We start from the raw sequence: 11,728 nt of genomic DNA, 5'->3' as shown, positions 1-11,728 counted from the left end.
TCTCTAAAGTTAGCATCAATCAAATTTGCAACGGTATGCATGTGAACTCTTTTATTTCCGACCCTGTCAAAACGTCTGGTTCCAAAAAACTTGTAATCTCCAACCTCAAAGAGTCGAGATTCCATCATATTTAGGCCTGCAGCCAATGCCATTTGATAGTAGGCATATTCCATTTCACCTGCCCTGTTTAGATCTTTTCTGGCCGCAAACTTGATGATCCAATGCTCATATCCACTTGGCAGATCACCTTCACCAGAAATAATCTGATTACCGTTAATACCTACAACTACTTTTGGTCGCGCGCCACCTGGTGAACCACCAGCCCTGGCCATAGCAGGAAGCACGCTCTCTATCTCACCCTCATAAAATTTGATCGATGCTTCAGCAATTTCGCTTATATCAAATAGCTGATCATCATTATCCGAACCCATAGACGGCCTATAGCTCAATGCGCCCATTGCAGAGTCTCCAATATAGGCAAGCCGATCCAGAGGGCTTATCGGGAATTGAATGCCTCTTCGTTTCAGCTCTCTATTCATAAGTAACAATCCCCAGCCATCAGGCAAAGAATCATCAAACAGGCCATGCAGGTATTGTCTGAAGCGGGCATCACTTTTCTGAATGCCTACCTCAAATTTGAGTTTGAAAGGAGATAAATTCAGTCCCGTCGCAACAAACTCCTGATCATATTCAAACAGCAGGTCATATCCTTGATGCAGTAATCGGCCGACCAACATATTTCTAGGTTTATAGATGACATCAAGGGTTTTCACTTCACACCCCTTACACGAGGTTTACGCGCATTCTGTTTGATATACTCATCCATTCGCATGCCTTCAATCTCGTTATTAAGCAGTTGATCAAATCGATCCAACAGACCAAGCGCATGCACAAGCATCAGTAACTGCCGCAGAGATATTTCACCACTATTTTCAAATCGTTTAATGGTCGATGCAGGCACGCCTGATTTCTCCGCCAGTGTATCCCGTTTCCAGCCATTAATCTCTACACGTGAGCGCTTCACCTCAGCGGCCAGTTGACCCTGAATATCTTTAGGTGAGAGCAAGGAGAATAGTTCATTAGAGGACAACATGGTGTCCATAATATAGTATTATAATATATAAGGGTCAATATAACATCCCTTATAAACATCAGATCATCGAATCAACAGGGGCATACTCGATGTGTTTCCCAAAAAAGTCGAAACATTCGGGGCAGATCTTGCTCTATGCCAAAGGCTTATGCGTTCTGCCGATAAACCTTAAATACATTCTGTAACTGCATAATTTTGTCAGTGACTTTTTGCAGTTGTTCAAGGTCTTCTATTTCCATCATGATTTGCATATCTGCCATTTGCATGTCTTTATTTGATAAGGTCTGAATACTGAGTACGTTAACCTTCAGGTCGGACAGTATGCTTGAAATATCTTTTAACAGCCCTGTTCGATCAATGGCCTGGATAGCAAGCTTGATCTCAAATGTCTGATGTTCATGATCCGCCCACTCAACAGAAATGAGTCGTTTTTGCTTATCATGTTCCAGATTAAGTATGTTTATGCAATCAGGGCGATGAACCGAAACCCCTTTGCCATGGGTAATAAAGCCAATGATCTCATCACCGGGAACGGGCTTACAGCAGTTGGCCATATAGGATAACAGGTTACCTACGCCACAAACATTGATCGATGGATCTGCACTGCCTCTCTTTTTCGGTTTAGGTTTAGAAGGAAGCGTTTTCAATGACTCACTGGTATAGGCTTGATTTAAACCCTGCGTCAACTGCGCTGATGTAACATCACCGCGCCCGACTTTTGCCTGCCACTCTTTTTCACTCTTCACTTTAAAATGCGTGAGAGCTTTATGTATATCAGGATTTAAAATGTGCATGCGTTTGAGTTCGCGATCGATAGCGGTTTTACCATCTATCACATTTTGCTCATAATTCTGTTGCCGGAACCAGGCTTTTATTTTTGCGCGTGCCCTGTTGCTAGTGATATATCCCAGATTCGGATTGAGCCAGTCTCTGCTTGGTGCGGCATGATTCGTCGTTAAAATTTCGACTTGCACACCATTTTGAAGTGGCGTGGTTAACGGTACGATGTGACCGTTCACTTTTGCGCCTCGACATTTGTGCCCGACTTCTGTGTGAATGCCGTAGGCAAAATCAAGCGGCGTTGCGCCTTGCGGCAAATCAATGACTTTACCATCAGGGCTCAACACAAATACCCGGTCAGAGAACAGCTCTGTTTTAAAACTACCTAAAAATTCCTCATCATCACCTTCAGCTGTTTCCAACAGTCTTCGGACCGAATGAATCGTTTTTTCCAGTACGTCGTCCTGTTTGCTTCGCTCCTTATAACGCCAGTGTGCTGCCACACCAAATTCTGCAAACTCGTGCATGGCTTTCGTTCTAATCTGAATTTCGACCGGTTTTCCCTCCGGCCCATACACGGCCGTATGCAGACTTTGGTAGCCATTGGCTTTTGTGTTGGCAATATAATCATCAAACTCTTTAGGAATATGATGCCAGCGACCATGTATCAACCCCAGTGCGGTATAACACTCTGCGATGGTGGTTACCGTGACTCTGATGGCCAGAACATCAAACAATTCCGAAAACTGTTTGTCTTTATGCGTCATTTTTGACCAGATACTATAGATATGCTTTGGCCTGCCATAAACCCTGGCATCAATCTCGGAACTTTTTAGCAACCCATCAATCTCTGTGACCACCTGTTTGATATAGGTCTCACGTCCGCCTCTTTTTTCTTCAAGCAACCTGGCAATGCGCTTATAGGTCTCAGGTTGCAGATAGCGAAAGGACAGATCTTCAAGTTCCCATTTTAATTGTCCGATACCTAATCGATTGGCAATGGGTGAAAAGATTTCAAGTGATTCGGATGCAATGGCTTTGCGTGTCTCTTCATCTGCTTTTGAAAGCTCTCTGAGCCGCTGTACCCTGTATGCAAGCTTGATAAGCACCACGCGGACATCATCAACCATGGCCAACAACATTCTTCTCAGACGCTCGGATTGCTCATGACCATCTGATTGACTTGTTTTAAACCCATGCAGCTTTTCAAGGCCCTGAACCATGTGAAGTAATTCGTCAGTGAATTCAAGTTGAATGCGCTGGTGAAATTCAGTTGAGCGCAGACGACTGTCACTGAGTAAACATACAATCATCGTTGTCTCATCCGCACTTAACTGACTGAGTAAGATGGCAACATCCAGACTACTTGGCAGTTCAGAATCAATATCTTGTGCATCCCAAACATACTGGCATGCCTTTTCAAGCAAGGCAGAGCTTTGGTTCAGATGCGCTGAATTGGTAATCAGCATGTCGATATACTCTGAGACAGAGTATTGCGATGTAATATGTTGCTTTGTATTTTTCATAACAATGAATGGATTCGCTCTACCTATCGGTGATTAGATTCTCGTCACTCTATTTACACATCATATAGGAACATATTTTGAAACGCAGTGAAGTGCAAATGATTCATCACCCTACACCTCTCAAATGCCTTCGGAAACGAGAACAGGCATTGCAATCAGAGTAGAAGGCCTCGCAATACAGTCATTAAATCTTGAGAAACACAAAAAGCATTTCATGTCGAAAAACAAATTATTTTGAGATAAAGCAATCCTCAGCCGTTCATTTCCTCAGGTGCAAGCACCCCACCCAAAAAACAGATTGACCCACTCCTTACTTAAGACATGATTGCAGCTGTGCTTGCCGAACAACAACATACTCCGATCACTGTCACCGAGCTAACTGCCCGCATCAAACAGATGCTGGAGATCGGTTTTGCCAAGGTTGAAGTCAGCGGTGAGATTTCCCGATTGACCCGCCCCTCTTCCGGACACCTCTATTTCACCATCAAAGATGCACACGCATCGATTTCAGCAGTGATCTGGCGCTCGACTGCTGCCCGTTTGAAAAACATTGTACAGGAAGGTGGTGAATTTATTTTCACCGGCCATATCAGCCTTTACGAACCGCGTGGTACCTATCAGCTGATCATCAGCCGGGTAGAAACTGCTGGTGCAGGCAAACTGGCGGCTGAGTTTGAACGCCGCAAACAACTGTATGCGGATTTAGGATATTTTGATGCATCCCGCAAACAGGACATCCCTGCCCTGCCCAAACATATCGGCATTGTCACATCTCCTACTGCTGCTGCATTTGAAGATGTGAAAAAAGTACTCGCTACACGTCCTGCCTGGCTTGAACTCACGCTCAGCCCGGCTTTAGTACAGGGCAGCAGTGCCCCGACAGCAATCTCCACCGCACTTAAAAAAATAAGCAGCATGGAGACACCACCACAGGTCATTCTACTTATACGTGGTGGCGGCAGCATGGAAGATCTATGGTGTTTTAATGATGAAGCTGTGGTCAAAGCGATAGTCGATTGCCCTATTCCTGTTATCACCGGTGTAGGGCACGAAATTGATACCACACTGGCTGATCTGGCTGCTGATCTTCGTGCCGCAACACCATCGAATGCCGCAGAATTATGCTGCCCGCCCCGTGATGAACTGCGCCAGCGCTTACCGCGCATTTCCAGCTTGTACGGTCTGCTCAATCAGCGTTTAAGTCAAAAGAACCGCGATCAACGTATGTTGCAACAACGACAAAATCAGGCATGGCAACGCGGTACAGATGCACGTCATCATAGCAGTGTACAACTCTCATCCCGTTTAAGTCATGCATTTCATCGGCATCTCAATCAAGCAGCTACACCACTGCGCCTGCTTGAAAAACGACTTGTACCCTTGCAACCCATCCAGCGGCTTCAACAGCAGCGCCTGTTACTCAATCAACAATTCAGTGGCCTGTCACAACAGACACACACGGCACTCCAACAACGCCAGATTACTGTAAACGCTGCCACACTGGGATTGAAAGAACAGAAAAAGCAGGTTCAGATGAAACGCCAAAGACTTGCTGTGCTTTGTGGCGAATTAAAAGAGCTTGATCCATCACGTGTACTTGATCGTGGTTATAATATGAGTTTTTCAGCCGATGGACGTGTCATCACCCAAGCGTCTGAACTACAAGCTGGCGACAGTATGCAGGTACGTTTCCGTGATGGCAGCGTGCAAAGTAAAGTAATTTCAACAACAAGGAATCCGAAATGAAGACAAAACTCACACTACTTTTATGCGCCATGCTCTGGCTCATGCCAGCCAACGCCAGCGAATGGACGGTCATCCAGGGTAATGTTGCTTCTATTGAAATGGATTACGCTGGCGACACACTGTCGCTGACATGTTTTGGAAAGAAATGGCCGCTCAAAGCCAAAGGCAACAACCACTGGCAAGGCTGGATTGGCGTGGATCTCAAAACGAAAGCAGGCAAACACAATGTGTTATGGCGCTCTGGTAAAACGGTTGTCGCCGAAGATTTCCTGAACGTCACAAAAGGAGAGTTCCGCATCTCTCATATCACGGTTGCAAAGAAGATGGCCGAATTCGATAAGCCCACCTTGGAACGCTATTATAGAGAAGTGAAAGTGCTAAAAGCCACCTACACGAAACAGGTATCTGCCAACCCGGATATCATCATGTTTGGCAAACCGATCGAAGGTATCGAATCCACCCCCTTTGGTGCGCAGCGATATGTGAATGGAAAACCAAAATCTCCGCACTCAGGCATTGATATTGCTGCTCCGGCAGGCACAGTCATTGAAGCACCACTGGCAGGTCGCATTCTGATGGTTGCAGATATGTATTTGAATGGAAAAACAGTAGCCATCGGCCATGGCAATGGATTAGTGTCTGTTTTTTCACACATGCAATCGACTGCAGTCAAGCAGGGTGAATGGGTGAAAACGCGACAAAAAATTGGTGAAGTAGGAACTACTGGACGATCAACAGGGCCCCACTTACACTGGGGAATACGTTTTAATAATGCACGCATTAACCCTGAAAGTATTGTTAATGTACAATAGTCAAACACACCATAGTTAGGAGTCTCAGCAGATGGAAATCAAAACGTTAATTATTGATGATGAAGATTCAGTACAAAGTATTCTGGCTGCATTCCTCAATCGTTATGTCACTGAAAAGGGCATGGAAAGTAATGTTGAAAGCATGTCTGATCCGATTCAGAGCCTGTTTGAGCTTACTACACACGGCAATCAATATCAGCTTATTTTATTGGATGTGCGTATCCCTAAACTCAGTGGTGATGAAATTTACAGTTCTATTGAGCAGGTCAATCCCGATATCCTTGATCGTATCATGTTTGTTACAGGTTACCCCGAAGATCTGCATGAACGCTTCCCGGATAAGACATTCAACATCCTGCAAAAGCCATTCCGCTATAACACCTTTGCTGAAAAACTGGATGCCCTGCTAAAAATCTAAAATCAGACTTTAATCCTCCAACTATATCATGACGCATAAGATGAACTGGCAGGCTTCGCTCATTGAGCAACGTATCGCGTGGAGCTTTTCTTTTTGCGCTATCATCATTACCTTGATCGCAATAGCACAGCCGCAATGGTTTGAATTACTCTCGGCTGTAAACAGCCCTGTTCATCAACCAACGCCCGTCACCAAGCCAGTGCAACCGACACGCACTAAAAGCATGAACACGATCACACCGGCAGAAATCCCTGCTCCAAAAAAAGCACCGCCAACACCCGCCGTTATCAAACCCATTACTCAGGCAACACCTGTAACGCCAGTCCAGACAAAACATATTGCTAAAAAACCAACCACCATTGCACCGAAAAAAACCGTTCTGGCACCTGGCTTTTATGTTCAACTTGGTGCTTTTGATGAAAAAGCACGCGCTCAGGGTCTGGCCGACCAACTCAAACGCAAAGGCTGGAGTGTAAAGATTGCGACCAAAAAAAACGGCATGCATGCAGTCTGGATCGGTCCAAAATCAACAAAAACCGAGGCTGAGACACTCTTAAAAACCATACACAGTAAATTAAAACAGAAAGGTTTTATCGTTCAACACAATAATGACTAAATACAAAGGCATGGTCGTTGCAGGGCATGCAGCAACAGCGGATGCCGGCGCTTCCATTTTAAGAGCTGGTGGCAATGCTGTGGATGCTGCGATTGCTGCAATCACCACATCATTCTGTGCCGAGCCTGTACTTACATCAGCTGGCGGAGGCGGTTTCATGCTTGTCGCTGATGCGCTTGGGCAATCCAGACTCTATGATGGTTTTGCCCGTATGCCATTGATGGCCCGATCTGTCCCAGCCTCCATGCTTTCGCCAGACGCTCTAAAAGCTATCCCCATTGATTTTGGTGACTCACAACAGACCTTTCATATTGGTCAAGCATCAGTTGGCACACCATCGCTGCTGGCCATGCTTTTTGAAGCACATCACCGACATGGTAAAATCCCCCTAAAAGAAGCACTCGCCCCCGGTATTGATGCAGCCAGAAACGGTGTCTCATTAAATGCACTACAGGCCTCATTTATTGCCTTGCTCAAGCCCATTCTCAGCAGCACTGACCAGTGTAAACATATCTATGCTCCACATGGCAACCTGCTCACTGAGGGTGAACTATTTCGCAATTCCGATCTGGCCAACACACTTGAAATGTTACTCTTTGAAGGCATTGAAGAGATGTACCATGGTGATTTAGCACGCCATATTGTCGCCGCCTGTATTCCTCACGGTTTAATCAATATGGATGATATGCGAGCCGAACAGGTCCAGGTTCGCGCCCCCCTGAACACGGCTATTTTCGGCGGTGCCTTATTAAGTAACCCTCCACCATCATCCGGTGGCCTGTTAATCTCACTTGCGGCCACCTTGCTCGATGGCTTGATAGATCTGGATGAGACAAAAAATATCCCATGGCCGGTACTGATGGCAGAAGTCTTGCGCAGTGCCAGCCGCATTCGCCACGGTTCATCAGGCTTGGATAGACGCATTCATCTCGCCGACATTGCATCAAACATGCTTGATGCCAGGCATATCGATAAGCAAGTAGATCGTATCCGCATGCAGCTTCGCAACGCCTCTGCTCCAGAAAGCCATGAACGCTCCAATCGCCTTGGCAGCACAACCCATATCAGCATTATCGACAGCGATGGTATGGCCGTATCCCTGACCAGCAGCAATGGTGAAGGTTCAGGCATTGTCGTACCCGGTACAGGTATTCATCTAAATAATATGCTGGGAGAAGAAGACATTAACCCTCTTGGATTTCACTGTTCTCCACCCGGTCTTGCCCTGCCCTCCATGATGGCACCCTCGATATTCATGAAGCACGGTAAACCGGCGGTTGTGCTGGGTAGTGGTGGTTCCAATCGCCTGCGCGGTGCTATTTTGCAAGTGCTGACACGCCATATAAAGTTCGGTCAGGACATTGAACATGCCGTATATGCCCCGCGTCTGCACAATGAAGGGAACCGATTGGATATTGAGCCCGGATTTTTCTCGGAGCATGACAGGGAACAGTGTCTGCAGATGGGATGGGAACTCAATACATGGCAACAACAAAGTGTCTATTTCGGTGGTGTTAATGCCATCAGCCTTGATCATAAAGGGCAAGCGCATGGCTGTGGTGATCCACGACGAGGGGGAGCAGTTTGTTTAGCCTGAATGAGACGTACCGCATGACCATATGTGTCGCGTGAATCATATTTTTATCGCCTTCGGGGGTAACCTTGGAGATGTCGAATCGAGTTTCCGCTCTGCCCGTGCTGCCATCGATCAGCTCACCAACACATCGGTAAAACAATCATCTCTGCTCTACCGCACCCCACCCATAGGCCCTGCAGGCCAGCCTGATTATTTTAATGCAGTCATTAGCATTGCATCATCGTTACAGCCTCTCCAGCTACTTGATGCACTGCAACACATTGAAGCACAACACCATCGAAAACGGATCGAGCACTGGGGGCCACGCACATTGGACCTGGATATTATTGCTATGGATTCGATGATCATCAACGCTGATCGTTTAATCATTCCACATACTCAAATGCAATTTCGTCAGTTTGTATTACAACCTCTTTGCGATCTCGATACAAACTGGCAACATCCCCTCTTGCATCAAACCAGCTCGCAATTATTACAGACTCTGCTAGACACAGGAGAAACAATTTTGCCAAAGGGGAAAGTATGGTAACACCAAGTGATTTTTGTGTCCGTGAAAGGCCTCTGAATCTTTGTCATATCGCCATTGAAGGTGCCATCGGTGTTGGTAAGACAACATTAACCAGAAAACTGGCCGATAAACTTGGTTCCAGTGCTTTTTTTGAACAGCTCGATAACAACCCTTTCATTGAGCTGTTTTATCAAGACCCAAGCCGGCACGCACTCTCTGTTCAACTTTCGTTTCTATTTTCACGTCTAAAACACTGGCAGTCACTGCATCAACAGGATCTATTTAGTCAGGGCATCATCAGCGACTACCTCTTCGCCAAAGATCATATTTTCGCCACAGTCACATTGTCGGATGAAGAGTTGGCCCTCTACGATCAGGTCTCCCGCCTTATTCAAGTCGATATGCATCGTCCTGATCTGGTAATTTATCTGCAATCCAAACCGAGCATCATTATGGACCGCATACATCGGCGCAACAAACAAATGGAGCGCAGTATCCATATCGATTACTTGCAGAAAGTAATGGCCGCTTACGATCAATATTTCTTCCACTATCAGGATGCTCCACTGTTAATCGTACAAACTGATCACATGAATTTCGCCGATCATGAAGGGGCAGTTGATGCTCTTATTGAACGCATCGGCAATATGACGTCACAAACCGAATTCTGGGCCGATTACAGCTAGAAGCCCCTCTTCCACAACAATAATCATAACACGACAGGTAACGATGCATTGAACGATCTCGACAAAAGAATCAGACAGGTACAACGCCAAATGTTGATGGAAAAGATCAAAGAAAACAGTTGGGTATTTTTGATACTGTTCTCTCTGATCGCATCATATACAGCGTATAATTTTATCCCTGCATCCACTCAACATGTAGAAGGTATTGTCATTGCTGCCACCTCCCCCAACAGCGGCATTTTCACCATACAATTGGCGGATGATCATCGGATTCAGCTAGACATCCCTGTGCTTAAGCCCGGGACTCATGTTGAATTACAGGAGAAGACAACATTTTTATTTAATGTCCAGTCCTATCAATTTATAAAAGTTATTGAATAATATATGCGTTTAATTCCACTGAATCACAATTCATCGTCTATACTTAACTGAAAAGTATGGATACAGGTTGAGTGCAGGAGCACAATCTATTCAGCAGGAATGATTCATGTCGCAAAACAATCAACGCAATATGCTGTTCATTTTATGGTGGTGGATATGCGGCATTATGGCCGTGATGATCTTTTTTTATAGCGATATTCTTCAACTACTGGATTCGTCTTCCATATCAAGATTATCTGCAAAACCAGTAACATATTGGCTATCAGGCATGGTGCTTTTAGCTTTTATCATTATGCTATTCAAAGGATCTACAATCAATGCTGTACCCCACGATTCTATAAAAAAACCACGCCACTTCAGCGGCTGGAACCTTCAATCAATACAAGAACTCAGTAGTGGCCAGTTTTCAACACTCGTCGTGGAAATATTCAAAGCACAGGGTGAATATACTTTGTTTGTACCTGAAAAAATAACAGGCAATGCCGACATTGGCCTCTTTTCTAACGAGTGCCCCGACAAACTCACCTCAATCGCCCGCTGCAAAGGGAATTGCTCTTTGCTCATCGAAACTGAGGAAATACAATCCCTACACACACTTATGTTAGCCAAAGGCGTAGATCATTGTTATTTCATCACCAACAATCATTTCACCCGGGAAGCAGCTAGCTATGCAGCATCGGTAGCAATAACTTTAATGGATAAAAAAACCATCCTCTCCATGATTAAAGGCCTTCATGATAGGCAAGCTAAACAATTATTTGAGATAGTGACGACGGTCAGACATTCGCTTTGAACGTACATGGTTTCTATATCTCACCAGATTGATCAGGCGTACAGACCGTTCAACTATTGTTTTGTTAAACCGGTTAACACCCACAACTGCCGCAGTTCATCTTTAAGATCAGCAACCTCTTTTTCCAGGTTAGAGAGGCGATCCATTTCAATCGCAGCAATAGTTGAGGCAGCGCCAGTACCTTTAGTCGGCACCTCAATATCAGGTGCACCACAAAGCAGATGGGCATAACGATCTTCCCGTTGTCCTGCCTGCCGATCAATCTTCAACAGTAATGGTTCATCACGATGGCTTAACTGATCCAGCAATGCCTGTAGCTCTTCAGTGCTTTCAAAGCTAACCATGCGCCCTGTGTTAATGCGAATTTCGTTGAGTGTGAGAGCAGAACGCAACATCAGTACACAAATGACGGCCCTCTCCTTCGTAGATAGAGCAAGCTTACGTGACAAGTGCTGCTCAAAACGGTCTGCTCTACCGTCCATGCGCGCTGTTGCCAGGCCTTGTGACCGCAAACCATTGATCACCCCACCGACTTCACTCGTGCTTAAATCCATCACAGGCACACGGCTACTTTTTTGATTACAGGCCGCAGTCAGCGCTTTGAGTGTAAGCGGATAATAATCAGGAGTGGTCATCTGTTTTTCTATCAAACAGCCCAACACGCGCGCTTCCAGATTGGACAACATTCCGTCAATACCTGCTTCAAGCATTATATCCCTCTCAGAAGAGCTCTGATAACAACCTTATTATTATGACGAAGTCACCAGTCTCA

At 45.5% G+C, this 11,728-nt stretch carries 13 protein-coding genes; 9 read left to right on the top strand and 4 right to left on the bottom strand.

The annotated features are described in order from the left end of the window. The 3 genes from D8Y20_RS11670 to D8Y20_RS11660 all read right to left on the bottom strand — a co-directional run. A partial coding sequence (locus tag D8Y20_RS11670; RefSeq protein WP_147434075.1) for a type II toxin-antitoxin system HipA family toxin occupies positions 1 to 773 on the bottom strand: 773 nt, incomplete at its 3' end. Continuing rightward, positions 770 to 1,102: a helix-turn-helix domain-containing protein gene (locus tag D8Y20_RS11665; protein ID WP_121543889.1), complete on the bottom strand. Its 333-nt coding sequence runs from the start codon at positions 1,100 to 1,102 to the stop codon at positions 770 to 772. The genes D8Y20_RS11665 and D8Y20_RS11670, both read right to left, overlap by 4 nt. 137 nt (positions 1,103 to 1,239) lie before the next feature. After that, a complete protein-coding gene (locus D8Y20_RS11660) occupies positions 1,240 to 3,399 on the bottom strand; it encodes a bifunctional (p)ppGpp synthetase/guanosine-3',5'-bis(diphosphate) 3'-pyrophosphohydrolase (protein WP_236075424.1) in 2,160 nt (719 codons plus the stop codon). A 321-nt stretch (positions 3,400 to 3,720) separates the two neighbouring features. Here D8Y20_RS11660 and xseA point away from each other — a divergent pair, with 321 nt between their 5' ends. The 9 genes from xseA (at position 3,721) to D8Y20_RS11615 (ending at position 10,956) form a co-directional block, all read left to right on the top strand. Beyond that, complete coding sequence (gene xseA, locus D8Y20_RS11655; RefSeq protein WP_121543887.1) at positions 3,721 to 5,145, top strand: exodeoxyribonuclease VII large subunit; 1,425 nt, start codon at positions 3,721 to 3,723, stop codon at positions 5,143 to 5,145. Further along, positions 5,142 to 5,957 (top strand): M23 family metallopeptidase, encoded by an 816-nt coding sequence (locus D8Y20_RS11650; RefSeq protein WP_121543886.1) that lies wholly within the window; start codon positions 5,142 to 5,144, stop codon positions 5,955 to 5,957. Before xseA ends, D8Y20_RS11650 begins: the two co-directional genes overlap by 4 nt. Positions 5,958 to 5,988: 31 nt before the next feature. After that, on the top strand, positions 5,989 to 6,375 hold the full coding sequence (locus D8Y20_RS11645; RefSeq protein WP_121543885.1) for a response regulator: 387 nt from the start codon (positions 5,989 to 5,991) through the stop codon (positions 6,373 to 6,375). 28 nt (positions 6,376 to 6,403) lie between these two features. Beyond that, on the top strand, positions 6,404 to 6,991 hold the full coding sequence (locus D8Y20_RS11640) for an SPOR domain-containing protein (RefSeq protein WP_121543884.1): 588 nt from the start codon (positions 6,404 to 6,406) through the stop codon (positions 6,989 to 6,991). Then, the gene (locus tag D8Y20_RS11635; RefSeq protein WP_121543883.1) at positions 6,984 to 8,588 is read left to right on the top strand and encodes a gamma-glutamyltransferase family protein; all 1,605 of its coding nucleotides are present in this window, start codon (positions 6,984 to 6,986) and stop codon (positions 8,586 to 8,588) included. The genes D8Y20_RS11640 and D8Y20_RS11635 overlap by 8 nt, the downstream gene beginning before the upstream one ends. 31 nt (positions 8,589 to 8,619) lie before the next feature. Then, a complete protein-coding gene (gene folK, locus D8Y20_RS11630) occupies positions 8,620 to 9,117 on the top strand; it encodes a 2-amino-4-hydroxy-6-hydroxymethyldihydropteridine diphosphokinase (RefSeq protein WP_121543890.1) in 498 nt (165 codons plus the stop codon). Continuing rightward, positions 9,111 to 9,782, top strand: a complete 672-nt coding sequence (locus D8Y20_RS11625) for a deoxynucleoside kinase (protein WP_121543882.1) — start codon at positions 9,111 to 9,113, stop codon at positions 9,780 to 9,782. Before folK ends, D8Y20_RS11625 begins: the two co-directional genes overlap by 7 nt. A gap of 48 nt (positions 9,783 to 9,830) precedes the next feature. Continuing rightward, complete coding sequence (locus tag D8Y20_RS11620) at positions 9,831 to 10,163, top strand: hypothetical protein (protein WP_147434074.1); 333 nt, start codon at positions 9,831 to 9,833, stop codon at positions 10,161 to 10,163. A gap of 106 nt (positions 10,164 to 10,269) precedes the next feature. Then, entirely contained in the window at positions 10,270 to 10,956 is a 687-nt protein-coding gene (locus tag D8Y20_RS11615) for a restriction endonuclease (protein ID WP_121543880.1), read from the top strand. 53 nt (positions 10,957 to 11,009) lie between these two features. Here the strand turns inward: D8Y20_RS11615 and D8Y20_RS11610 are convergent, their stop codons facing one another. Then, positions 11,010 to 11,666, bottom strand: coding sequence for a YceH family protein (locus D8Y20_RS11610; RefSeq protein WP_121543879.1), 657 nt, complete (start codon positions 11,664 to 11,666; stop codon positions 11,010 to 11,012). Positions 11,667 to 11,728 lie beyond the last annotated feature (62 nt).

Source organism: Mariprofundus sp. EBB-1 (assembly GCF_003665155.1).
GTDB lineage: Bacteria > Pseudomonadota > Zetaproteobacteria > Mariprofundales > Mariprofundaceae > Mariprofundus.
Note: the sequence above shows the minus strand (reverse complement) of the source record. Positions and strands in the feature narration are given on the sequence as shown.